At 70.6% G+C, this 21,614-nt stretch carries 23 protein-coding genes, 2 tRNA genes and 1 other RNA gene; 8 read left to right on the top strand and 18 right to left on the bottom strand.

The genetic code is table 11. The features are described 5' to 3' along the window. Positions 1 to 239: 239 nt before the first annotated feature. From recR to dnaX, 4 genes are all read right to left on the bottom strand, one after another. Complete coding sequence (gene recR / locus DX914_RS01865; RefSeq protein ID WP_115857371.1) at positions 240 to 839, bottom strand: recombination mediator RecR; 600 nt, start codon at positions 837 to 839, stop codon at positions 240 to 242. A gap of 25 nt (positions 840 to 864) precedes the next feature. Beyond that, positions 865 to 1,098 (bottom strand): hypothetical protein, encoded by a 234-nt coding sequence (locus tag DX914_RS01860; protein ID WP_115857370.1) that lies wholly within the window; start codon positions 1,096 to 1,098, stop codon positions 865 to 867. 13 nt (positions 1,099 to 1,111) lie between these two features. After that, positions 1,112 to 1,432: a YbaB/EbfC family nucleoid-associated protein gene (locus tag DX914_RS01855; RefSeq protein WP_115857369.1), complete on the bottom strand. Its 321-nt coding sequence runs from the start codon at positions 1,430 to 1,432 to the stop codon at positions 1,112 to 1,114. An 85-nt stretch (positions 1,433 to 1,517) separates the two neighbouring features. Continuing rightward, the gene (gene dnaX, locus DX914_RS01850; protein WP_115857368.1) at positions 1,518 to 3,380 is read right to left on the bottom strand and encodes a DNA polymerase III subunit gamma/tau; all 1,863 of its coding nucleotides are present in this window, start codon (positions 3,378 to 3,380) and stop codon (positions 1,518 to 1,520) included. 204 nt (positions 3,381 to 3,584) lie between these two features. On the opposite strand from dnaX, the gene DX914_RS01845 reads away from it, so the two are divergent. Together DX914_RS01845 and ffs are read left to right on the top strand one after the other, a co-directional pair. Next, positions 3,585 to 3,677: transfer RNA gene (locus DX914_RS01845), tRNA-Ser, on the top strand. Between the two features lie 61 nt (positions 3,678 to 3,738). Beyond that, positions 3,739 to 3,835, top strand: an RNA gene (gene ffs / locus DX914_RS01840) — signal recognition particle sRNA small type. 384 nt (positions 3,836 to 4,219) lie between these two features. Here the strand turns inward: ffs and DX914_RS01835 are convergent. The 7 genes from DX914_RS01835 to DX914_RS01805 are packed head-to-tail and all read right to left on the bottom strand — an operon-like array spanning position 4,220 to position 9,054. Beyond that, entirely contained in the window at positions 4,220 to 5,221 is a 1,002-nt protein-coding gene (locus DX914_RS01835; RefSeq protein ID WP_147300564.1) for a YncE family protein, read from the bottom strand. Between the two features lie 47 nt (positions 5,222 to 5,268). After that, positions 5,269 to 5,694, bottom strand: a complete 426-nt coding sequence (locus DX914_RS01830; protein WP_115857366.1) for a molybdenum cofactor biosynthesis protein MoaE — start codon at positions 5,692 to 5,694, stop codon at positions 5,269 to 5,271. A 4-nt stretch (positions 5,695 to 5,698) separates the two neighbouring features. Then, positions 5,699 to 5,941 carry a MoaD/ThiS family protein gene (locus DX914_RS01825; protein WP_115857365.1) on the bottom strand — a complete coding sequence of 81 codons (243 nt, stop codon included), beginning with the start codon at positions 5,939 to 5,941 and terminating at the stop codon, positions 5,699 to 5,701. Continuing rightward, positions 5,938 to 6,471 (bottom strand): cyclic pyranopterin monophosphate synthase MoaC, encoded by a 534-nt coding sequence (gene moaC, locus DX914_RS01820; RefSeq protein WP_269204234.1) that lies wholly within the window; start codon positions 6,469 to 6,471, stop codon positions 5,938 to 5,940. Before moaC ends, DX914_RS01825 begins: the two co-directional genes overlap by 4 nt. A gap of 53 nt (positions 6,472 to 6,524) precedes the next feature. Then, positions 6,525 to 7,550 carry a GTP 3',8-cyclase MoaA gene (moaA, locus tag DX914_RS01815; protein ID WP_115857363.1) on the bottom strand — a complete coding sequence of 342 codons (1,026 nt, stop codon included), beginning with the start codon at positions 7,548 to 7,550 and terminating at the stop codon, positions 6,525 to 6,527. Continuing rightward, the gene (locus tag DX914_RS01810; protein ID WP_115857362.1) at positions 7,547 to 8,305 is read right to left on the bottom strand and encodes an MBL fold metallo-hydrolase; all 759 of its coding nucleotides are present in this window, start codon (positions 8,303 to 8,305) and stop codon (positions 7,547 to 7,549) included. The genes moaA and DX914_RS01810 overlap by 4 nt, the downstream gene beginning before the upstream one ends. Then, on the bottom strand, positions 8,305 to 9,054 hold the full coding sequence (locus tag DX914_RS01805) for a 3-deoxy-D-manno-octulosonic acid kinase (protein WP_115857361.1): 750 nt from the start codon (positions 9,052 to 9,054) through the stop codon (positions 8,305 to 8,307). The genes DX914_RS01810 and DX914_RS01805 overlap by 1 nt, the downstream gene beginning before the upstream one ends. 22 nt (positions 9,055 to 9,076) lie before the next feature. On the opposite strand from DX914_RS01805, the gene DX914_RS01800 reads away from it, so the two are divergent. Beyond that, positions 9,077 to 10,141, top strand: coding sequence for a glycosyltransferase family 9 protein (locus DX914_RS01800; RefSeq protein WP_115857360.1), 1,065 nt, complete (start codon positions 9,077 to 9,079; stop codon positions 10,139 to 10,141). Positions 10,142 to 10,387: 246 nt separating this feature from the next. Here the strand turns inward: DX914_RS01800 and DX914_RS01795 are convergent, their stop codons facing one another. Continuing rightward, positions 10,388 to 11,395: a hypothetical protein gene (locus DX914_RS01795; protein WP_147300563.1), complete on the bottom strand. Its 1,008-nt coding sequence runs from the start codon at positions 11,393 to 11,395 to the stop codon at positions 10,388 to 10,390. 380 nt (positions 11,396 to 11,775) lie between these two features. Then, entirely contained in the window at positions 11,776 to 12,186 is a 411-nt protein-coding gene (locus DX914_RS01790; protein ID WP_115857358.1) for a DUF6165 family protein, read from the bottom strand. 98 nt (positions 12,187 to 12,284) lie between these two features. Between DX914_RS01790 and DX914_RS01785 the strand changes: the two genes are divergently transcribed. After that, a tRNA-Ser gene (locus DX914_RS01785) sits at positions 12,285 to 12,375 on the top strand. 249 nt (positions 12,376 to 12,624) lie between these two features. Next, on the top strand, positions 12,625 to 13,329 hold the full coding sequence (locus tag DX914_RS01780; RefSeq protein WP_115857357.1) for a PP2C family protein-serine/threonine phosphatase: 705 nt from the start codon (positions 12,625 to 12,627) through the stop codon (positions 13,327 to 13,329). Positions 13,330 to 13,930: 601 nt separating this feature from the next. Here the strand turns inward: DX914_RS01780 and dnaQ are convergent. From dnaQ to DX914_RS01765, 3 genes are read right to left on the bottom strand one after another with little or no spacing between them, the layout of a single operon-like run. Next, entirely contained in the window at positions 13,931 to 14,650 is a 720-nt protein-coding gene (gene dnaQ, locus DX914_RS01775) for a DNA polymerase III subunit epsilon (RefSeq protein WP_115857356.1), read from the bottom strand. A gap of 31 nt (positions 14,651 to 14,681) precedes the next feature. Then, complete coding sequence (gene rnhA, locus DX914_RS01770) at positions 14,682 to 15,152, bottom strand: ribonuclease HI (protein ID WP_231118099.1); 471 nt, start codon at positions 15,150 to 15,152, stop codon at positions 14,682 to 14,684. Between the two features lie 29 nt (positions 15,153 to 15,181). Then, positions 15,182 to 15,877, bottom strand: coding sequence for a methyltransferase domain-containing protein (locus tag DX914_RS01765; RefSeq protein WP_158549171.1), 696 nt, complete (start codon positions 15,875 to 15,877; stop codon positions 15,182 to 15,184). Positions 15,878 to 15,995: 118 nt separating this feature from the next. On the opposite strand from DX914_RS01765, the gene gloB reads away from it, so the two are divergent. From gloB to DX914_RS01750, 3 genes are all read left to right on the top strand, one after another. Further along, on the top strand, positions 15,996 to 16,775 hold the full coding sequence (gene gloB / locus DX914_RS01760) for a hydroxyacylglutathione hydrolase (protein WP_115859090.1): 780 nt from the start codon (positions 15,996 to 15,998) through the stop codon (positions 16,773 to 16,775). After that, a complete protein-coding gene (locus DX914_RS01755) occupies positions 16,772 to 17,977 on the top strand; it encodes a lytic transglycosylase domain-containing protein (protein ID WP_115857353.1) in 1,206 nt (401 codons plus the stop codon). Before gloB ends, DX914_RS01755 begins: the two co-directional genes overlap by 4 nt. Before the next feature lie 128 nt (positions 17,978 to 18,105). Next, positions 18,106 to 18,900, top strand: a complete 795-nt coding sequence (locus DX914_RS01750; protein ID WP_115857352.1) for an enoyl-ACP reductase FabI — start codon at positions 18,106 to 18,108, stop codon at positions 18,898 to 18,900. Positions 18,901 to 19,103: 203 nt separating this feature from the next. Here DX914_RS01750 and DX914_RS19880 read toward each other — a convergent pair whose 3' ends face one another. Together DX914_RS19880 and DX914_RS01745 are read right to left on the bottom strand one after the other, a co-directional pair. Beyond that, positions 19,104 to 19,358 (bottom strand): hypothetical protein, encoded by a 255-nt coding sequence (locus DX914_RS19880; RefSeq protein WP_147300562.1) that lies wholly within the window; start codon positions 19,356 to 19,358, stop codon positions 19,104 to 19,106. 187 nt (positions 19,359 to 19,545) lie between these two features. After that, the gene (locus DX914_RS01745; protein WP_115857351.1) at positions 19,546 to 21,537 is read right to left on the bottom strand and encodes a peptidylprolyl isomerase; all 1,992 of its coding nucleotides are present in this window, start codon (positions 21,535 to 21,537) and stop codon (positions 19,546 to 19,548) included. Positions 21,538 to 21,614: the final 77 nt, after the last annotated feature.

The following is a 21,614-nucleotide window of genomic DNA, read 5'->3' as shown; positions in this document are numbered from 1 at the left end:
GAACTCCGTAAGGGCTGCGGGGAGTTTAGCTTTGCTGGTCGTCCCAGCGGAGGCGGAGCCCGGTCTCATCGAGTATTGCTTGGCCGCAGTGTGCGGCGCCCCGGCCCGAGCGCATAGCGCTCGGGCGTTCGTGGATGCGCGAGCCAGTGGCTCGCAAACGCATCCTCTCACCCCCGCCTTCGCGGGGATGACGGATCGGCGCTACGCGCAGCCGACTTGAGGTTTGTTGAGGTTCGGCCTCAGGGGCCCATTTCGCTGCGGCTGCCGAAGGCATGCGACAAAGTGCCGCGGTCGACGTACTCCAGCTCGCCGCCCAGCGGCACGCCGTGGGCCAGGCGGCTGGGGCGCACGCCGTGCTGGCGCGCCAGCTGCGCCAGGTAGTGCGCGGTGGCCTCGCCTTCGACGGTGGGGTTGGTGGCGATGATCAGTTCCTGCACCTCGCCTTCGGCCAGGCGCGCGGCCAGCGTGTCCAGGCCCAGCTCGCGCGGGCCGATGCCGTCCAGCGGGCTCAGCCGGCCCTGCAGCACGAAGTACAGGCCGCGGTAGCCGGTGGCCTGTTCGATCGCCAGGCGGTCGGCCGGCGACTCCACCGCGCACAGCAGGTGCGCATCGCGCGCGGCGCTGGCGCAGGTGGCGCAGACGTCGGTTTCGCTGAAATCGCGGCAACGCGCGCAGTGGCCCACTCGCTCGATCGCCTCGGCCAAGGCCGCGGACAGGCGCTGGCCGCCCGCGCGCTCGCGTTCGAGCACGTGGTAGGCCATGCGCTGCGCCGATTTCTGGCCCACGCCGGGCAACACCCGGAAGGCCTCGATCAGCTGTTCCAGCAAGGCGCTGCTCATGCGGCGGCGGACCCGGCGGCCGCGCTCACTCGGACGTGGTGAAGTTGCTGCGCGGCGCAGGCTCGCGGTTCATCGCGCGCACCACGTTGATGCACAGGATCGCGCCCAGCAGCGGCAGCAGCCACACCAGCGCCGACTGCACGCCCTTCTGCGCGCCGGTCAGGTCCGGCTCGCGCCAGATCGCCCAGGTGGCGTACAGGTCCAGGCCGAACACCGCGGCGATCACGGCGACGGCGACGTAGCCCAAATGCGGAATCATCGTGCGGCTCCGCTCAGAACGGCAGCTTCATGCCCGGCGGCATCGGCATGCCGGCGGTGGCGGCGGACATGCGCGCCTGCGACTCGGCGTTGATCTTGTTGACCGCGTCGTTGAACGCGGCCGCGACCAGATCCTCGGCCATTTCCGGGTCGGCGATCACGCTGGGGTCGATGCGCACCTTGCGGCATTCCATGCGGCCGGTGAGGGTCACGTTGACCATGCCGCCGCCGGCGTTGCCGACGACTTCGATCTTGGCCAGTTCTTCCTGGGCGCGCTGCACGTTTTCCTGCATCTTCTGCGCCTGTTGCATGAGTTGGGCGATGTTGCCGCGCATGGTGGTCTGCCTGTGTCTGAGGTGGGTCGGTGGCCGCCCGCAAGCGGCGGCATAACGGTAGGAATGCGGACGCCTGGGGCGATCCTCAAGCCTCGTCGTAGGGGCGGATGGAATCGGGCACCACGCGGGCGCCGTGCTGGGAGATCAGCCGCTGCACGTCGGGGTCGTTCATGAACGCGTCCTCGGCCGAGGCCTGGCGCTGGTCGCGCGCGCGCTCGTTGCGCTCACGCATGGACTCGCCGGACTGCGCCGCTTCGAAGCGGATCTGCGGCGCCTCGCCCAGGCGCGGCGCCAGCGCGTCGGCGACCATCTTGATCAGCGCCGGGGCGCGCAGGTGGTCGTCGTCGGCCGGCAGCGACAGGCGCAGCACGCCCTCGCCGTAGCCGATGAAACCGGCGTGCTCGGCCAACAGCCGGGCCGGGCCGCGCAGGCCGCTGCCGGCGACCAGGTCGTGCCAGGCGTCGGCATCGGCGATGCCGCCCACGGGGTGATGGGCGCGCGGCGCGGCGGGCGGTGCGGTTTCGCGCACCGGCGGCGCGGCGGCGCGCTCGGGTTCGGGCGCAGGACGCGGCGGCGGTGCGGCGGGTTCGGGCCGCGGCCACGGCGGGGCGTCGTCGCGTGGTTCCGGGCGGGGCGCGGCCTGACGTGCGGGCTCCTGGGGAGCTTCCTGGCGTACGTATTCCTGGCGGGGCGCTTCAACGCGAGGGGCTTCAACCCGCGGCGCTTCGGCGCGCGGCAGGTCCATGCGCGCGGGCGCCGAGCGCGACCCGGGTTCGGCCAGTGCCGCGGCCGCCGCGGCGGCGGCCGAGCCGCGCGTGGACTCGCCCGCACCGGCGCCGCCGGGCACCGCACCACGGCCGTCGTCGCCGCCGGCCGGGCGGAACGCCAGCATGCGCAGCACGCTCATTTCGAAACCCGCGCGCGGGCTCGGCGCCAGCGGCAGATCTCGGCGGCCGTTGAGCGCCATCTGGTACCACAGCTGCACCAGCTCGGGCCGCAGCGCGGCGGCCAGCGCGTCGACCTCGACGCCGTCGGCCTCCAGCGCCGCATCGGGCACCAGTTGGCGCACCTGCACGCGGTGCAGGGCCTCGGCCAGGGTGTCGAGCACGCCGCCCCAGTCGGGCGAGAACTCCGACAGCGCCGCGACCTCGGCCAGCAGCCGCGCGCCGTCGCCGTCGGCCAGCGCCTGCAGCAGCGCGCCCACGCGAGTGCGGTCCACCGTGCCCAGCATGGCCGCCACCGCGGCGTCGCCGAGCTGGCCGCCGGTGTAGGCGATGGCCTGGTCCAGCAGCGACAGGCCGTCGCGCAGGCTGCCGTCGGCGGCCTTGCTGAGCTGGCGGATCGCGCCGGGCTCGCTGGCGATGCCCTCGGCCTCGAGGATGCGGCCGATCTGGCCGGCGATCTGCGCCTCGTCCAGGCGCTTGAGGTTGAACTGCAGGCAGCGCGACAACACCGTCACCGGCAGCTTCTGCGGGTCGGTGGTGGCGAGCAGGAATTTCACGTGCCCCGGCGGCTCTTCCAGCGTCTTCAACAACGCGTTGAAAGCCGACTTGGACAGCATGTGCACTTCGTCGATCAGGTAGACCTTGACCCGGCCGCGGCTGGGCATGTACTGGGCGTTGTCGATCACCTCGCGCACGTCGTCCACGCCGGTGTTGCTGGCCGCGTCGATCTCGAGCAGGTCGATGAAGCGGCCGGCGTCGATGTCGCGGCAGGCGTTGCATTCGCCGCAGGGGTCGGCCGAGGTGCCGCGCTCGCAATTCAGCGACTTGGCGAAGATGCGGGCGATGGTGGTCTTGCCCACGCCGCGGGTGCCGGTGAACAGGAAGGCGTGATGGACGCGGCCGGAGTCCAGCGCATTGGTGAGCGCGCGGACCACGTGCTCCTGCCCGACCAGTTCGGCGAAACGCTTGGGGCGCCATTTGCGGGCGAGGACGAGGTAGGACATCGGATCCTTCGGCTTGCGGTGAGCGCCGCGGGCCTGCGGCGGCCGCGGCGCGCGCCGGGTGGGCGCCGTCGCGGCAGGGTCCGCTCCATTGTGCCACGCCCGGTCGCAGCGGCCGCGACCGCAAGCCGGCGACTTGTGGCGGCAGGCCGCGACGGCTAGAATTTGCGGCCCTGAACCGCCCGGATGTCGCGATCGGTCAGGTCCGGAGAGGTGTCCGAGTGGTTGAAGGAGCACGCCTGGAAAGTGTGTAAGCGGCTAAACCCCGCTTCGCGGGTTCGAATCCCGCTCTCTCCGCCACATCCCCATCGTCCCGCCTCGGCGGTACGTCAGCGCCGCAAGGCGCCAGTCCATGGTGGCCCCGTCGGCCCCTCGCGACGCTAGGTCGAAAACCCCGCCAGGGCCGGAAGGCAGCAACGGTATCGACTGACGCGGGCGCCGAGGTCAGCCGGCGGGGCCGCCGCCCTTCATGGGCGTCGCCCATGAAGCCCAAGATTCGTTGCGCGAATCTCGGGCCCCGGCTCGTTTCTTCCAAACCCCCGCTCGCTGCGCGAGCGCCCCCTGACTCAGGGGGCTTTGCGAGCAATGGATCATGGGCTGCGCTGCGGTTTCCCGTTCGCTCACCGTAGTTGGCCCCGGCACGCTGCTTCAACCTGGATGAAGCCCTGGGTTCCCGCGTTCGCGGGAACGACGAACAGAGGCATTCCCCTTCACCGTCATTCCGGCGTAAGCCGGAACCCATTTCGATTCTCTCTGCGTTGTTCTCGCGATGAGAGCGAACGTCCAAATCGGTTCCGGCTTGCGACGGAATGACGCCAGGGGGTGCTGGAAACCGCGAGGCGTTAAGGCGCGATCGCCAGGGCGTCGGGTTCGCGGCCGGTGCGCCATTGGGCGATCGGCTTCCAGCGTTTGCTGTCGATCACCACGATCTCGTCGCCGCCGCTGATGGCCACATAAACACGCGCGCGTTTGGGGTCGGCGATCACGCCGATCGGCAGCGCCGCGCGGCCCAGCAGGGTGTCGCGGTACTCCACGCCCTCGCGCGCCAGCGCCACCGTCGCCACGGGTTTGCGCTTGCGCGCGTCGAACACCGACAAGGTGCCTGCGCGGGCGTTGCTGACCAGGGCGTGGCGGCCGTCGGCGTCGAAGACCACGCGGATCGGGAAGCCGGGGCTGGACAGCGTGGCCTGCACCTTCAGGCTGTCGCCGTCGTGCACGGTCACGGTGTCGGCGGCGCGGTTGCTGACCCAGACCTCGTTGCTGCCCGGCCGCACCGCCACCCCCTCGGCGCCGTCGCCGGCGGCGACTTCGGCGGTCTTGGCGCCGGCGACCAGGTCCACGCGGCTGACCGTGCCGCGGTCGATCTTGGTGACATAGGCGCTGCGGCCGTCGGCGGAGACCGCCACCATGTGGCCGCGCCCCTCGCCCATCGGAATTTCCGCCAGGGTCTTGCCGCTGGCCACGTCCACGCGCAGCAGGTGGCCCGATTCCTCGGTGGTGACCACGGCCTCGCGGCCGCCGGGCAGGTAGCGCAGGCCGTGCGGGCGGCCGTGGCGACCCAGGTCCAGCGTGCGCGCCGTGCCGGTGCCCAGGTCCAGCACGCTCAGGCTGTTGCCCGGCTGGGGACCGCCGTAGTTGGCGACCAGAGCGCCGGCGCCGTCGGGCGCGACCACGATCTCGTGCGGCGCCTGGCCGCTGGCGAATTCGCCCAGCTTGCGGCCGTCGTCCAGCGACAGCCGCCAGACGGTGTCGGCGGACTTGTTGCCCACCAGCAATTCGGCCGCAGCAGCGGGTGCGGTCGCGGCGATCAGGGACAGGGACAGCGCCAGCGTTCGAAGTCGCATCATGGTCTCCGTTATACCTGTGGAATGGGCGGATGCCTGCGCAGTCTTTAGCCCGGCGATGGCTCCGGGTGCAGCCAGCCGGCGTCGCCTTCGGCATAGCGCTCGTGCTTCCAGATAGGCACCCGCGCCTTGGTCTCGTCGATGATGTAGCGGCAGGCGGCAAAGGCGGCGTCGCGGTGCGCGGCGCTCACGCCCACCCACACCGCCAGTTCGCCCACGCCGAGTTCGCCCACGCGATGCACGCAGCGCGCCTCGACGATCGCGAACCGCTCCAGGGCCTCGGCCATGACCGCCTCGCCCTCGCGCTCGGCCAGCGCGGCGTAGGCCTCGTATTGCAGGCCGATCACGGCACGGCCGGCGTGGTGGTCGCGCACCCAGCCTTCGAAGCTGGCGTAGGCGCCGGCCTCGTCGCGCATCAGCCACTCGCGCGTGGCGGCGGGGTCGAACGGCGTTTCGGACAGGCGGAAGCGCATCGTCTCAGCCTCCCGACACCGGCGGAATGAACGCGACCTCGCTGCCCTCGCGCGGCGCTTCGTCCCAGCGCGCGAACGCGCCGTCCATGGCCACGCGCAGGCGCTCGGTCGGCAGGGCGAAGCCGTAGCGCAAGCGCAGTGCCTCGTACAGCGCGCGCAGGTCGGCCGCATCGGTGTCCAAGACCTCGTCGGCGCGGCCCGCGGCGTCGCGCAGGCTGGCGAAATACAGCACGGTGATCCGGCTCATGCGCCCTGCCCCGCGCGGAAATCGCGCTTGCCGCCGGATTTCGCCAACAAGCGCGCCGGCCCCAGCACGATGCGGTGCGACAGCGCCTTGCACATGTCGTACACGGTCAGCGCCGCGACCGTGGCGCCGGTCAGCGCCTCCATCTCCACGCCGGTGCGGTGCACCGTGCGCACCGTGCAATCGATGCGCAGCGACGTCTGGTCGTGCCAGTCGATGACCAGGCGGCAGCCGTCGATCGGCAGCGGATGGCAGAACGGAATCAGCTCGGCGGTGCGCTTGACCGCCTGGGTGCCGGCGACGATGGCCGTATCGACGATGCCGCCTTTGGCGCTGCGCAGCCCGCTGGCGCGCAGTTGCGCGGCCACCGCGGCCGGAAACTTCACCCGGCACTGCGCCGTGGCCTCGCGCGCGGTCGCGGCCTTGGCCGATACGTCGACCATGGCCGGGCGGCCGGCGGCGTCGATATGGGTCAGTGCGGCGTGCGCCTTGGGCGAGCGCGCTTTCGCGACGGGGGTAGATCGTGTGCTCAACATCGGACTCCGTCAGGCTGCGACCCATGATAAGCAGGTCGCCGCGACCGCGCTCATCCGCCGACCAGGAACATTTCCACATGCCGCTGGGGCCGCGGCGCGTCGGCGGCGCGCAGTTCGCTGTAGCGGTCGGCGCGGCGCGACCACAGCGCGGCCACGCGTTCGGCCAGGGCCGACTCGCCCTGGGCCAGCGCCGGGCGCAGGTCGGTGCCGTCGGCGGCGAACAAACAGGTGTACAGGCGGCCGTCGGCGGACACGCGCGAGCGGTGGCAGTCGCCGCAGAACGGCGCGCTGATCGAGGACACGAAACCGACCTCGCCAGCGCCGTCGGCATAGGCGTAGCGCGTGGCCACCTCGCCGCGGTAGTGCGCGTCCAGCGCGCGCAGCGGCCAGCGCTGCTGCAGTTGGTCGCGCAACTGCGCCGAAGGCACCACGCGCGCGGCGTCCCAGCCGTTGCAGGTGCCCACGTCCATGTATTCGATGTAGCGCAACACGTGGCCGCTGCCGCGGAAGCGTTCGGCCAGCGGCAGCGCCTGGTCCTCGTTGACGCCGCGCTGGATCACGCAGTTGAGCTTGATCGAATCGAAACCGGCCGCCTGGGCGGCATCGATGCCGGCGAGCACGTCGGCGATCTCGCCGCGGCCGCCGGACAGACGCCGGAACAGCGCCGGATCGAGCGCGTCCAGGCTGATGGTGAGACGGCGCAGCCCGGCCTCGCGCAGCGCGCGCGCCTGCCGCGCCAGCAGCGCGCCGTTGGTGGTCAGGGCCAGGTCGTCCAGGCCGCCGATGGCGGACAGGCGCGCGATCAGTTCGGGCAGGCGCTTGCGCAGCAGCGGTTCGCCGCCGGTCAGGCGCAGCTTGCGCACGCCCACGCGGACGAAGCCGCGCACCAGGGTTTCGATCTCGTCGAAGCTCAGCCGCGAGGCCGCGTCCAGGCCGTAGTCGTCCGGCACGCGGTCGGCCGGCATGCAGTAGGGGCAGCGGAAATTGCAGGCCTCGATCACCGACAGCCGCAGATCGCGCAAAGGCCGTCCCAGGACGTCCAGCGGCAGCGGCGACGGTTCGGGCAACGCGCTCACGACGGCGGCACCTGTTCGGCGGTGGGCTCGGCCAGGGCGATGCGTTCGCCCGGCCGTCCTACACGATACCCCCGCGCCGCCAGGGTGTCGCCCTCGGCCGCGCTGGCGTAGTGGTAGAGCAGGCAGCGCGCCAGCAGCTCGCGCGGATATTCGCGCTCCAGGTCCTCGATGCCGCTGTGCGAGGGGTTGCCGTGCAGCGCGCAGTCGTGGGCGATGAGCTCGCCGGCGTCGGCGTAGCGCGCTAAAGCTTCGGGGATCGGCCGGGTGTCGCCGGTCCAGACCACGCTGCCGCGCAGGCGCAGGCCGAAGGCGGTGTCGGGCCAGTGGTGGCGGGTGGCGAAGCTCTCCAGGCGCACGCCGCGGTGCCAGAACGCGGCGCCGACCGGGATCACCTGGAACGCGTCCCAGAAATTCACCCCGCCCTCGGCCAGCACGTTGGGGTAGTCGCCCACGCGCTGGTGCAGCAGCGGCACCACCGGCGCGGGCACGTACAGCTTGATCCGGCCGCGGCGCTCGGGGTCGAAGTAGCCGGACACGAACAGCCGCTCGAAACCGGCCACGTGGTCCAGGTGGGTATGGGTGATGTAGAGCGCGTCCGGCGGCTGGCCGTAATGCGCCAGGTAGGCGGTCAGGCCCTCGCCGCCGCAGTCGATGGTCAGCCAGGGCGCGCCGTCGCGCTCCAGGGTGGCCATGGCCGAGCCCAGCTCGACCGCCGACGCATTGCCGACGCCGTGCAGGCGCAGATGCCAGCTCATCAGGTTCCTTTGTTCCAGGCGCGGTCGTAGGCCGCGCGCAGGCGGCCGTAGTCGCGTTCGACCTCCTCCACCGAGCGCGCGCCGCGCAGCTTCAGCAGCGAGCGCTTGAGCCGGGCCAGGTTGCGCTCGCGCCAGCCGGTGGCGGGAATGTGCAAGTGGCCGCGGTCCAGGTCGATGACCCAGCCACGCCCGGTCGGGTCGAACAGCAGGTTGTGCGCGTTGAGGTCCGCGTGGTCCAGACCGATGCGGTGGCAGCGCGCGATCAGGCGGCCGGCCTCTTCCCAGGGCGCGCCGTCGCCGGCCACCGCGGCGCGGTCGGCCAGCGAGCGCACGTCGGTGAGCCGGTCCAGCAGGATCGCGGCGTAGTAGTGGAAGCCGTCGCGGCGGTAGTAGGCGGCCACCGGCCGCGGCACCGCCAGGCCCTTTTCCGCCACCGCGCGGGTCAGGCGGAACTCGGCGAAGCTGCGGGTCAGGTTGGCGCCGCGCCACCAGTAGCGGTCGCGGTTGAAACGAGCGACCAGGCCGCCGCGCAGGTAGCGGCGCAGCACGGTCGGGCCGAAGGGCGCGTCGACGAACCAGGCGCCGCCGCGGCCGCCGCTGTCCACCGGGCGCGCGTTGGCGCCCCAGAACGCCGGCGAGAACCACTCCGGGCTCGCTTGCCGCACCCGGGTGCGGTCGAACAGAATCGCGCCGTAGCCGCTGTCGTCGCGGAACGGCGTCAATCCTTCGGCGGCGTCGTAGCCCGTCATCCGCCGGAGTCTAGCAAGTCACGTGAACAACGCACCCCGTACGATCTGCCTGCTGCGGCTGTCCGCCCTGGGCGACGCGACCCATGTGGTCCCCCTGGTGCGTACCCTGCGCGAGGCCTGGCCGCAGACCGCGCTGACCTGGGTGATCGGCAAGGGCGAGCGGCGCCTGCTCGATGGCCTGGACGGAGTGCATTTCGTCGAATACGACAAAAAAACCGGCTGGGCCGGCATGCGCGCGGTCCGCACGCAGCTGCGCGGCGAGCTCGGCGGCGAGCGCCGCTACGACGCGCTGCTGCAGATGCAGGTGGCCGCGCGCGCGAACCTGCTGTCGGCCTTCGTGCCGGCGCGCCGGCGCATCGGCTACGACCGCTCGCGCTCCAAGGACCTGCACGGCCTTTTCATCAACGAGCGCATCCCCGACCGCCCGGGCATCCACGTGCTCGATGCGATCGGCAGCTTCTGCGAGCCGCTGGGCCTGCGCCAGACCCAGGTGCGCTGGGACCTGCCGGTGCCGGCCGAGGCCTACGAATGGGCGGCCGCGCAATGGCCCGAAGACGGCCACCCCGCCCTGCTGATCTCGCCCTGTTCCAGCCACGCCCTGCGCAACTGGCGCGCCGAGCGCTACGCGGCCCTGGCCGATCACGCCGCCGCGCGCGGCTGGCGGGTGGTGCTGTGCGGCGGCCGCAGCCAGCTCGAACGCGACACCACCGACGCCATCCTCGCGGCCATGAGCGCGCCGGCGCTGGACCTGGTCGGCAAGGACACCCTGAAACAGCTGCCGGCCCTGCTCGCGCGTGCCGCGCTGCTGGTCACCCCGGACTCCGGGCCCATGCACATCGCCAACGCCATGGGCACCAAGGTGTTGGGCCTGCACGCGGCCAGCAACCCGGCCCGCAGCGGCCCCTATTCCGACCGCCGCTACTGCGTGGACCGCTACGACGACGCCGCGCGCAAGTACCTGGGCAAGCCCGCCGCCGAGCTGCGCTGGGGCGCCAAGATCGAGCGCGAGGGCGTGATGGATTTGGTCACGGTGGACGATGCGGTCGCGGCGTTCGAGCGTTACGTCGCGGACCGCGATTCGGCCTGAGCGCCGGCTCCGAATCCTGCCCAGCATTCCTCTCACCGTCATTCCGGCGAAAGCCGGAACCCATGTTGATTTTGTTTCGCTTCGGCTGGTGTGCTGCACTCAAAGCAAAATGGGTTCCGGCTTTCGCCGGAATGACGGGATGTGGAGTAATGCAACTGCGATAGTCGGACTCGACATCGCACGCCGGCCGCTATGAAAGAACGGCGGCGCCCTCGCGGACGCCGCCGTGGTTGCCTCGTACGCGGCTTACTTCACCCGCGACAAACCGCGCCAGGTGTTGTTGCTGCCGCCCATGACGTTGTCCGGCCAGCTCAGCGCCCAGAAGTTGAGGTTGAGGAAGTCCTCATCGTCCTGGTAGACGTAGCCGTTGGCCAGCGCGTACGGCCACGGCAGGTTGGTCGGCGAGAACACGCCGTAGCCGAAGCCCAGGGTCGGGAAGGACGACATCAGCGGCGTGGGCGTGCCGCCGTCGAACTGGCAGGTGTAGGTCCACCAGTTGCCGATCAGGTTGACGCTGGGATACACGCCGCCGCTGGACCAGTTGGCGTTGGCCCAGTCCTCGTTGTCGTGACGGCGCAGCACGCGGCGCGAACCCGGCGGGCAGAAGACGCCCAGGTTCTGCACCGCGTAGTCGTACTGGTTGCCCCAGTTGGCCAGCGGCTTGAACGCGAACGAGGCGTCCCAGTTCAAGCGGCAGAAGCGCCAGGTGGTGTTGTTGTTGGACACGGTCGCGCCGATCCAGCCCCAACGCGAGTTGGCGTTGCGCCGGTCCTCGTCGTCCATGTGCATCTGCACCAGCACGTGCGGCGACGGGCACGAGGCCTTGTCGGGGATCACGCCGACGCTGTAGAACAGATTGAACAGCCAGTCGAACCAGCCGAAGCGGCCGACCTTGGCCGCGGCGCGGTCGACATCCAGGGCCACGAACCCGGCGCGGGCGGACGCCGACTGGCCCTTGTCCGGTTCGCAGGGGCCTTCGAAGCCCAGGGCGCGGCAGTAGATCAGCGCGGCCTTCTCGCCTTCCTCGGCCATGAACCGCTCCGGGTCCACCTTGGAGCTGTCCGGATAACGCCGGTCCAACTCCTCGACGTAGGCCAGGTGCGCCTTCACCGCTTCGGGCGTTTCCGACTGATTGCGCTTGAGCTCCTGCTCCTCCTTGGGCGTTTCGGCTTCGGATTCCTCGGCGATGGCCAGCGGCGACACCGCCAGCAGGACCGCCATCCAGATCGTCCCTAACACGTGTTCCTTTTTCACGTTGCTGCTCCTTGGGTTCGTCCATCCATTGGTCGAACGGGCTGCGGCCTCCTGGCCGCGATCCGCCCGCGTTGGCGGCGCCCGCCCGGCACCGGACCGGGCCGGAGCGAACGCCGGTGCCGCTCCGACCGCGCCCAGGGCGGGCCGGTGCGGAGCGCGGCCACCTTAGGCGGGGCCGAAGACGAAAAATGGGCAGGCAGTCGCCGGCCCCGGCCACTCCGGTTGGCCGGACGCCGGCTCAGGGGCCGCGGCCGTAGGCCGCCACGCGACGGCGGCTGGCGCCGCTACCGGGGGCGGGCAGGCTGTGTAGAAAGACGTTCGCCGGGGCAAAGGCGGTGGCGGCGATCGCGGCTCGCGGCCGCGCCGTCGCAACGGCCGGCTTAGAGCGGCGAGTCGCCGGTCTTGTAGTCCTGGTAGGACTTTTCCTCGACGTAGGACGAGCCCAGGGCCAGGTTGATGTCCTTCTTAATCCGGGCGCGCTCGTCGTTCTCGAAATAGACGCTGCGGGCCAGGCGCACGAACTCGGCGTCGAAGGCCTGGGCCTTTTCCTTGATTCGGATGTCGTCCTCGATCACCCACAGGCGCTCGTTCACGGCCTTGAGCTCGGCGCGCAGGCGGACGATATCGTGGCCGGCGGCCGGGTGGGCCATCCAGGTGTTTTCCAGCGCCGACAGCTCGTTGCGCACGTTGGCCAGCTTGGCCGGGTCGGACATGCGCTCGGACTTGATCTGCAGGATGGCGATCTTGTCCAGCAGCTCGCCGAAGGACACCGGAACCAGGATCTCGGACATGGGGTCGGCTTCGTTCAGGGGGACCACAGTGTAGCCGCCCGGAGCCCCGCCTTGTGGTCGGCGCCTGCGGCCCGTATCATAGTCGGCTCACTGCACCCGGAGAGGTGGCAGAGTGGTTGAATGTACCTGACTCGAAATCAGGCGTACGTTTATAGCGTACCGAGGGTTCGAATCCCTCCCTCTCCGCCAAGTTTTGCAAAGCGGGCCCCTCGTGGGCCCGCTTTTTTTTGCGCCGCAACGTCATGAAACGGCGCTGAAACGTGTTGCACGGCACGTCTTTTGCGAGATGATGCGCGACCGGCCGGTCATGTTGCGTTCGCGCAACGTCGATCATGGCCGGCAGGGTCCGCGACCGCGCTTGCCGCGCGGCCGCTGGCCGCCGAAGATTCCGTATACCTACCCGAAGAGCCCCGACTACGCGACCGGTATGACCGACTCATGATCGAATTCGGACACCTGACGCATGTCGGCCTGCGCCGCGAACTGAACGAAGACACCTATTACGGTGACAGCGAGCTCGGGCTCTGGCTGGTCGCCGACGGGATGGGCGGTCACGAGTACGGCGAGGTCGCCAGCGCGCTGGCGCGCGAGACCATCGTGCGCGAAGTGCGCGACGGCACGCCGCTGGCCCAGGCCATCCGCATCGCCGACGAGGAGATCATCCGCACCTCGCGCCGCCGCAACGACGCCCTGCCCATGGGCACCACGGTGGTGGCCGCGCGCGTCAACGGCAGCCGCTTCGAAGTGGCCTGGGTCGGCGACAGCCGGGTCTACCTGTGGCGCGACGGCCAGCTGGCGCAGTTATCGCAGGACCATAGTTACGTGCAGGAGCTGATCGCCAACGGCGCGATCACCCACGAGCAGGCGCGCAGCCACCCGCACCGCAACGTGGTCACCCAGGCGCTGGGGGTTACCGATCCGCGCAACTTGAACGTCGAGACCATGACCGGCGAACTGCGCCCGGGCATGCAGCTGCTGCTGTGCAGCGACGGACTCACCGAGGAAGTGGACGACCGCAGCATCGCCCGCGTGCTCGCGCACAACGACTGCAGCGCGCAGGAATGCGTGGACAGCCTGGTCGCGGCCGCGCTGGACGGCGGCGGCTCGGACAACGTCACCGTGATCCTGGTGCGCAGCCACTGAGCGGTGCCCGCTTTAGGGTAGGGGCGGCGTGAGCCGCGACCGCGAATCGCGCATACGACGAAAACCACGCCGGCCCCTGTAGGAGCAGCGCAAGCTGCGACCGCGAATCCGCACCTACGGCGCAGGTCCAGTCTTCTGCTTCGCCCTTTGCTTGTCTTCCCCCTTTAACAAAGGGGGATTGAGGGGGATTTGCTTTTGCTCTTAAGCAACAGCAACAGCTTCCGTCCGCAAGCGGCCGGGTCACTTTCTTTTGATAAGCGTCAAAAGAAAGTAACCAAAGAAAAACGCTTGTCCAGAGCTCCCCTGCGAGAGCGATGCGCGCGCGGGGATTTTTCGATGGCACATCCCTGTGCCAGCGAAAAACGGCGCACCTCCTGTGCGCCGCCCCCCGCCTTCGCGGGGGCAGGCTCTTCGGGTCTTCTATTGGTCCTGCGAGTTCGGGGCCCGAGCGAGGATCAAGAGCATTCGCTGCGCTCACCCCCTCACCCTAACCCTCTCCCGCAAGCGGGAGAGGGGACAGAGCCGCCGCTGTTGCTTTAGCCCCTCTCCCGTTCACGGAAGAGGGGTTGGGGTGAGGGCACGCGAATCCGGACCGACCGCGCTACTGCACCGTCGCCGGCGCCTCCAGCGCATCCCACAAGCACTTGCCCTTCTTGCGCAGCTTCTCCAGCCGCGCCTCGTGCGCCGCAAACTCCTCCGCGCTCACCTGCACGCGCGGGCGTGGCGCGCTCGCGTCCAGCGCGAACTGCGCGACCGCCGCCTGCCCCGCCCCATCGTCGGCCTGGCCGAAGCCCAAATCGTCCTGGCCCGAGGTCAGACCGATGTAGACCTCGGCCAGCAACTGGGCGTCGAGCAAGGCGCCGTGCAGTTGGCGATGCGCGTTGTCCACGCCCAGGCGCTTGCACAGCGCGTCCAGCGAATTGCGCTGGCCGGGATAGCGCTGGCGAGCGAGCAGCAGCGAGTCTTCGATGTTGCAGCGGTCGCCGAGCTTGCCGTACTGCGGTCCGCACATCGACAGTTCGTTGTTGAGGAAGCCCACGTCGAAGGCGGCGTTGTGGATCACCAACTCGGCTCCGTCGACGAAGGCCAGGAACTCGTCGACCACGTCGGCGAACTTGGGCTTGTCGGCCAGGAACTCCAGGGTCAGGCCGGTGACCTCCTGCGCCCCGGCCTCGAACTCGCGTTCGGGGTTGAGATAGACATGGAAGGTGCGGCCGGTGGGGCGGCGCTCGACGAACTCCACGCAGCCGATTTCGACCACGCGGTTGCCGCGCTCCCAGCTCAGGCCGGTGGTTTCGGTATCCAGGATGACTTGACGCATGGGGCGATTCTGCCAGTTCGCTGCGGACCGATCAGCGCGCGGCGCGCTGATGCTGGGCCTGCACCCGGGCCAGCTGGTCCACGCGTTCGTTGCCCGGATCGCCGGAGTGGCCCTTGACCCAGCGCCAATCGATCTTGTGGCGCAGGCTGGCCGCGTGCAGGCGCTCCCACAGGTCGCGGTTCTTGACCGGGTCGCCGCCGGCGGTCTTCCAGCCGCGCCGCACCCAGTTGCCGATCCAGGTGGTGATGCCCTGGCGCACGTACTGCGAGTCGGTGTGCAGCACCACCTGGCAGGGCTCGCTGAGCATTTCCAGGGCCATGATCGCGCCCATCAGCTCCATGCGGTTATTGGTGGTGTCCGGCTCGCCGCCGGCCAGTTCGCGTTCGTGCCCCTTGTAACGCAGCAGGGCCGCCCAGCCGCCGGGCCCGGGATTGCCGAGGCAGGCGCCATCGGTGTGGATTTCGACGGTCTTGGCGTCGCTCGCCGGTACGGAATCGTGCAAAGCCTGCGGTCCTGTGGGAGGGCCGCGCATTATCGCCGCTGCGACGCGGAACGGCGCAGATTGGGTCCGGCCAAGGCGCCACCGGCCTGCCAACGCAGGTTGCGCAGCCGCGCCGGCGGCACCAGCGCGTGCACGCGCTTGGACACGGTCATGGCGATGCCTGCGCGCAGGCGGTCGGCCGCGCCTATGCCCACCGCGCCGTGCGCGGGCCGCCACAGCGGGCCCAGCCACTGCAGGCTCACCGAATCGCTGGCGAAGCCGGCGCCGCGCAGCATCCCCTGCCAGTCGCCGGTGGTATGGGCCTGCAGGCCGGTGCGCGCCCAGCGCGCGCGGTACGGGCTCCAGGGATTCAGCGCGGCCACCCACAGGGTGCCGCCAGGCGCGAGCACGCGCGCGCATTCGTCCAGCAGCGGCAGCGGGTCCACGCCGTCGTCGAGCACGTGCTGCAGCAGCACCGCGCCCAGCGCCTCGCTGGCCAGCGGCAGCGGCAGCACGCTGCGGAAGGCGCCGTCGAAGCCCGCGCCGGCGCGGCGCAGGCGCACCCCGCGCGCGCCGGCCGGCGGCGAGGTCGCGTCCACCCCGATCCAGGCCCAGGGCAGCGCCGGGCAGCCGGCCAGCACCCGCGCCATTGCGGCCTGCTCCACGTCGAGCAGACCCTGGCCGGCCACCCCGCCGAACCAGGCGAGGGCGGCGTCGGGTTGACGGCCGGTGGAGAGGGCGGGCATGGTCGCCATTCTGTCGGAACATGCCGCCGATACAACACCGTTGGACGCCGCGGTCCCACCCACACCGCGGCGCGGCCTGTTCAGCCGGGTGGGCGCGGCCGCCGCCCAGGAGCGAACCATGCGATTGCTGGCCCTGCCCGCCCTCAACGACAACTACATCTGGGCGCTCTCGGCCGACGACGAGGCGGCGCTGATCGTCGATCCCGGCGACGCCGCGCCGGTGCTGGCCGCGGCCGCGCACGGCCTGCGGCCGACCGGCATCCTGCTGACCCACCACCACAACGACCACATCGGCGGCGTGGCCGCGATCCTGGAGCGCTACCCGGGCCTGCCGGTGTTCGCCCCCAACGACGAGCGCATCGGCGCCGCCACCGCGCGCGTGGGCGACGGCGTGCGGGTACGCGTGGCCGGCTGGAGCGCGCAGGTGCTGGCCGTGCCCGGCCATACCCTGAGCCATATCGCCTATTACCTGCAGGATGTGGGCGGCCACGGCCTGCTGTTCAGCGGCGATACCTTGTTCAGCCTGGGCTGCGGCCGCCTGTTCGAGGGCACGCCGGCGCAGATGCACGGCTCCCTGTCGCGCCTGGCCGCCCTGCCCGGCGACACCCGCCTGTGCTGCGGCCACGAATACACCTTGTCCAACGCCGCCTTCGCGCGCGCGGTGGAACCGACCAACCCGGCGCTGCTGCGCCGCATCGAGGAAGCCCAGGCCATGCGCAACGCCGGACGTCCGACCCTGCCCAGCACCCTCGCCGACGAACTCGCGGCCAACCCCTTCCTGCGCGTGGCCCAGCCGGGCGTGCGCGCGGCCCTGCGCGCGCGCCTGCGCCGCGAGCCGGAGGACGACGTGGAAGCCTTCGCCGAGCTACGGCGCTGGAAGGACGGGTTCCAGGCATGAGGCGCGCGACCCTGTCCGCCTGCGCCCTGTTCGCGGCGCTGGCCGCGCCCGCGTTCGCGCAGACCGCGCCCGACCCCGCCGCCGCGCCGGCGCAGGCCGCCGTGCCCACGGCCAGCCGCAACGGCCGCGAGATCTACGAGCGCTTCCGCGAAGGCCTGGCCGATCCCACCTGCGAGGCCGGCGTCAGCACGCGCTGGCGCCAGCACTTCGCCACCGCGCCCAAGCGCCTGGCCACGCACGGCGACGACACCCTGCCCTTGTTCGGCTACGTGGTCGACGCGCTGCGCGAGGCGCACCTGCCCACCGAATACGCGCTGATTCCCTTCGTCGAAAGCGGCTACAAGCCCGGCGCGCGCAGTTCCGCCGGCCCGGCCGGGCTGTGGCAGATGATCGCGCTGACCGCACGCAACCACCGCGTGCCGATCCGCGAGGGCTACGACGGCCGCCTGTCGCCGGTGGACTCCACCCAGGCCGCGGTGCGCTACCTGAAAACCCTGCACGGCATGTTCGCCGGCGACTGGCGCCTGACGGTCATGGCCTACAACGCCGGCGAGTACCGCATTCTGGGCGCGCTCAAGCGCAGCGGCCAGACCGCGCGCAACGCCAAGCCCGAGCAGCTGCCCGGGTTGTCCGACATCACCCAGGCCTACGTGCGCAAGCTGCACGCGCTGTCCTGCCTGATGGAGCAGGCCGACGACCGCGAGGAATGGCTGCGCGCGCTGGACCGTCCGGTGCCGCGGCTACAGGCGGTGACCGTGCCCGACGACGTCGCCGACCTGGCTGCCTGGTCGCGCCGCAGCGGCCACGACGCGGCCCAGCTGCAGCGCCTGAACCCGGTGTTCGCCGGCGGCCGCATCGGCCGCGCGGGCGGCGCGCGCGCGCCCGTGCTCGGCCTGCCGGCCACGGCCGTGGGTGCGGTCGATGGCGGCGCCACGGAGACCACCGCCGTCGCGGCCGCACCGCTGGATTCGGCCGCAGGGGCGGCCGCCGCCGTCACTACCTCCGGCGACGCCAGCGCGGCCACCGCCGCCGGCGCCGAACCGCGCCGCCACACGGTGGCGCGCGGCGACAACGCCTGGACCATCGCCCGCCGCTACGGCGTGCGCGTGGCCGACCTGCTGCAGCGCAACGGCCTGGCCGCCAACGCCGTGCTCAAGCCCGGCCAGGCCTTGCTCATCGACGCCCCGGCCGTGGCGCCGTGAGCGTCCGTACCGGATCGTCCACTGCGGCCACGCGGGTACACTAGAGTCTTTGCTCGGCCGCGCATCGGCCGGGCGGTTCCGAACCGCGGCCCGAACGGCCGCCTCCACCGCAAGTTCTAGGAGTGCACATGGGTTTCCTGCAAGGCAAGCGCGCATTGATCACCGGCATCGCCAGCGAGCGCTCGATCGCCAGCGGCATCGCCGAGGCCATGCACCGCGAAGGCGCGCAGCTGGCGTTCACCTACCAGAACGACAAGCTCAAGACCCGCGTGGAAAAGGCCGCCGCGGAGTACGGCAGCGACATCGTGATCCCGCTGGACGTGACCAGCGACGAGCAGATCGCGGCCTGCTTCGACGAGTTGGGCAAGCACTGGAGCGACGGCTTCGACATCCTGGTCCACGCCATCGCCTACGCCCCGCGCGAGGCCATCGCCGGCCAGTTCCTGGACGGCCTGACCCGCGAGAACTTCGGCATCGCCCACGACATCTCGGCCTATTCGCTGGCCGCCATGGCCAAGGCCGCGCGCCCGCAGATGCAGGGCCGCAACGGCTCGATCCTGACCCTGAGCTACCTGGGTGCCGAGCGCGCGCTGGCCGGCTACAACGTGATGGGCGTGGCCAAGGCCAGCCTGGAAGCCACGGTGCGTTACTTGGCCTACAACCTGGGCCCGGAAGGCACGCGCGTGAATGCGATCTCAGCCGGCCCGATCAAGACCCTGGCTGCGGCCGGCATCGCCGGTTTCCGCAAGATCCTGGGCCACGTGGAAGAGAACGCGCCGCTGCGCCGCACGGTCACCATCGAGCAGGTCGGCAACGTCGCCGCGTTCCTGTGCTCGGACCTGGCCGCGGGCGTGACCGGCGAAGTGACCTACGTGGACTCGGGCTACAACATCCTGGGCATGACGGGCATCGACGGCGAATAAGTCCGCCGCGCTTGCGTGAAAAAAAATGCCCGGCGCGATGCCGGGCTTTTTCTTTGCGCGTAAGCACCCTGCCTTGGGGTAGGAGCTGCGTAAGCTGCGACCGCGAATCCGCACTTGCTGCGCAGGCCCCGTTCCGCTTGCTTCCCGCTTTGCTTGTCTTCCCCCTTTGTAAAAGGGGGATTGAGGGGGATTTGCTTTTGGCTTTAGAAGCAACAGCAACAGCTTCCGTCCGCAAGCGGCCGGGTAACTTTCTTTTGATAAGCGTCAAAAGAAAGTAACCAAAGAAAAACGCTGCGCCAGAGCTCTCTTGCGAGATCGAAGCGGGCGCCGGGATTTTCCGATCGGGCATCCTGCCCGAGCGAAAAACGGCGCACGTCCTGTGCGCCGCCCTTCGGGTCTTCTATGGGGACGGCGAGTTCGGGGCCCGAGCGAGGATCAAGAGCATTCGCTGCGCTCATCCCCTCACCCTAGCCCTCTCCCGCAAGCGGGAGAGGGGATACATCCGATGCCGCTTGCTGCTTTAGCCCCTCTCCCGTTCACGGGAGAGGGGTTGGGGTGAGGGCACGCGGGGCAACCAATCGTCGCGCAAACAACAATAAAAAAAGCCCGGCGAATGCCGGGCTTTTCATTCCGCTAACCGCCCGATCACAGGTTCTGATCGATCACCGTCACCTTCATGCGCTTGCGCTGCGCGGCCACCAGGGCCTTGAGATCGTCCGCGCCGCTGAACTGCGCCAGCTGCTGCATCATCTGCTCGCGTTGCGGCGGCGGCACCGTGCTCAGGTCGCCCGGGGTAACCTTGCTGACCGCGAACAGCACCGCGCGGCCGTCCGGCAGCACCGCCTTGCCGGGCGAGACCTTGCCCGCAGCCGGCGGCTGCACCGCGAACACCGCCTCGCTCACCGACGGATCGGGGATCGGCGCGCCGCGCGGCAGGTTGGGGATGGCGTTGGGCGCCGGCAGTTGCTTGGAGGCGGCCACCGCCTCCAAGGTCTCGCCGCCGCGCACGCGCGCCAGCAGGGCCTCGGCGTCCTTCTCGGCGGCCTTGGCCGAGCGGTCGGCGCGCACCGCGGCGATCACCTGCTCGCGCACTTCGGCCAGGGTCTGCGCGCGCTCGGGCGTATGCGCGGTCACCCGGATCAGCACGCTGTGGCCGGGGGCCAGCTCGATCGGGTCGCTGACCGTGCCGTCCTGGATCAGGCTGTCGGAGAACGCCGCGCGCAGCAGGGTGGCGTTGGCGGCCAGGCCCTGCGCGCCGTTGCGGGCGCCGTCGCGGGTCAGCGGACCCAGCTTCTGCACCGGCAGCTTCATCTCGCGCGCGGCCGGGGCCAGCGAGGTCGGGTTCTTGTAGACCAGGTCGACCAGGCGGCTGGTGAAGTCGTTGACGCCGCGCTCGGCGTCGGCCTCGGCCTGCTCGCGGGCCAGGCTCTCGCGCGCCTGCTCGAAGCTCTGCTGCGCGCCGGCCTTGACCTCGCGCACCTGGATCACGTGCCAGCCGAAGTCGGTCTTGACCGGGCCCACGATCGCGCCCTGCTGGGCGGCGAACAGCGCCTGCTCGAACGGCGCCACCATCATGCCCTTGGTCACCCAGCCCAGATCGCCGCCACCGGCCTTGGAGCCGGTGTCGTCGCTGTTGGTGCGGGCCAGTGCGGCGAAGTCGGCGCCGGCGGCCTTGGCCTGCGTGGCCAGCTGCGCGGCCTTCTGCTCGGCGGCCTTCTGCGCGGCCGCGTCGGCGCCCTCGGCCACGCGCACCAGGATGTGCGAGGCCAGGCGCTGTTCCTGCGACTGGAAGCGGCTCTTTTCCAGCTCGTAACGCTTGCGCAGATCGTCGTCGCTGGCCGGAGCCGGCGGCGGCACGCTGGCCGCGCTGACTTCCACGTATTCCAGAGTCACCGTTTCAGGCGCGCGGTAACTGGAGGCGTGCGACTTGAACCAGGCCTGCTGGTCGGCCTCGCTGACCGGCGCGGTGTCCGCGGCCGGCGCCGGCAGCATGACCAGGCTCACGTCGCGGGTTTCGCTCATCAGCCGGATCAGGCGGTCCATCTCGCCCGGAGTCACGAATTCGCTGTCCACGATCGCGCGCGCCAGCATCACTTCCTGCTGGCGCCGACGCAGATCTTCCTGGAACTGGGTCGGCGACATCGGCGGCTGCTGGCCGGACAGGGCCAGGCGGTAGCGGTCCAGGTTGAACTTGCCGTCGACCTGGAAGGCCGGTTCCTCGGCGATCATCTTCTTGATCAGCGCGTCGCTGACCATCAGGCCCTCGCCCTTGGCCGCCAGCTGCTGCACGCGCTGATCGATCAGCATGTCCAGCACGGCGCGCTTGTTCTCGGCGCTCTCGAACGCACGCGCGTCGAAGGCCTCGCCTTCCACCGCGCGGCGGCGCTGCCGCTCCTGCTCGAAGCGCTCGCGGAAGTCGGCGGTCTCGATCTTCTCGTGCTGCCACAGTATCGACACCGGCCACCACGACGGCGCCGACGGCCAGTACGAGGGCGGCACGTCGATATGCGCCACCGAGGTATCGGTGCGCTGGCCCATGTACTGCTCGATGCCGACGAAGGCGAAAGGAATGATCAGCAGGCCGAGAATCGCGGTGGCGATCCAGCCCGAAGTCTTGTCGCGAAGTTTCTGCAGCATGTCCGGGTCGCGTGGGTCGTGAGCCGGACAGTTTAGCGCGCCTGGAGCCGCCCGCACGGGCCGGCCGCGCATCGCCG

This window comes from Lysobacter silvisoli, assembly GCF_003382365.1.
Lineage (GTDB): Bacteria > Pseudomonadota > Gammaproteobacteria > Xanthomonadales > Xanthomonadaceae > Lysobacter > Lysobacter silvisoli.
Note: the sequence above shows the minus strand (reverse complement) of the source record. Positions and strands in the feature narration are given on the sequence as shown.

What these genes read in the sequence shown, in the direction of transcription:
- recR (WP_115857371.1), bottom strand. Translation starts at nt 839, where the DNA reads ATGAGCAGCGCCTTGCTGGAACAGCTGATCGAGGCCTTCCGGGTGTTG.
- DX914_RS01860 (WP_115857370.1), bottom strand. Translation starts at nt 1,098, where the DNA reads ATGATTCCGCATTTGGGCTACGTCGCCGTCGCCGTGATCGCCGCGGTG.
- DX914_RS01855 (WP_115857369.1), bottom strand. Translation starts at nt 1,432, where the DNA reads ATGCGCGGCAACATCGCCCAACTCATGCAACAGGCGCAGAAGATGCAG.
- dnaX (WP_115857368.1), bottom strand. Translation starts at nt 3,380, where the DNA reads ATGTCCTACCTCGTCCTCGCCCGCAAATGGCGCCCCAAGCGTTTCGCC.
- DX914_RS01835 (WP_147300564.1), bottom strand. Translation starts at nt 5,221, where the DNA reads ATGCGACTTCGAACGCTGGCGCTGTCCCTGTCCCTGATCGCCGCGACC.
- DX914_RS01830 (WP_115857366.1), bottom strand. Translation starts at nt 5,694, where the DNA reads ATGCGCTTCCGCCTGTCCGAAACGCCGTTCGACCCCGCCGCCACGCGC.
- DX914_RS01825 (WP_115857365.1), bottom strand. Translation starts at nt 5,941, where the DNA reads ATGAGCCGGATCACCGTGCTGTATTTCGCCAGCCTGCGCGACGCCGCG.
- DX914_RS01810 (WP_115857362.1), bottom strand. Translation starts at nt 8,305, where the DNA reads ATGAGCTGGCATCTGCGCCTGCACGGCGTCGGCAATGCGTCGGCGGTC.
- DX914_RS01805 (WP_115857361.1), bottom strand. Translation starts at nt 9,054, where the DNA reads ATGACGGGCTACGACGCCGCCGAAGGATTGACGCCGTTCCGCGACGAC.
- DX914_RS01790 (WP_115857358.1), bottom strand. Translation starts at nt 12,186, where the DNA reads ATGTCCGAGATCCTGGTTCCGGTGTCCTTCGGCGAGCTGCTGGACAAG.
- DX914_RS01780 (WP_115857357.1), top strand. Translation starts at nt 12,625, where the DNA reads ATGATCGAATTCGGACACCTGACGCATGTCGGCCTGCGCCGCGAACTG.
- dnaQ (WP_115857356.1), bottom strand. Translation starts at nt 14,650, where the DNA reads ATGCGTCAAGTCATCCTGGATACCGAAACCACCGGCCTGAGCTGGGAG.
- DX914_RS01765 (WP_158549171.1), bottom strand. Translation starts at nt 15,877, where the DNA reads ATGCCCGCCCTCTCCACCGGCCGTCAACCCGACGCCGCCCTCGCCTGG.
- gloB (WP_115859090.1), top strand. Translation starts at nt 15,996, where the DNA reads ATGCGATTGCTGGCCCTGCCCGCCCTCAACGACAACTACATCTGGGCG.
- DX914_RS01755 (WP_115857353.1), top strand. Translation starts at nt 16,772, where the DNA reads ATGAGGCGCGCGACCCTGTCCGCCTGCGCCCTGTTCGCGGCGCTGGCC.
- DX914_RS01750 (WP_115857352.1), top strand. Translation starts at nt 18,106, where the DNA reads ATGGGTTTCCTGCAAGGCAAGCGCGCATTGATCACCGGCATCGCCAGC.
- DX914_RS19880 (WP_147300562.1), bottom strand. Translation starts at nt 19,358, where the DNA reads ATGAGCGCAGCGAATGCTCTTGATCCTCGCTCGGGCCCCGAACTCGCC.
- DX914_RS01745 (WP_115857351.1), bottom strand. Translation starts at nt 21,537, where the DNA reads ATGCTGCAGAAACTTCGCGACAAGACTTCGGGCTGGATCGCCACCGCG.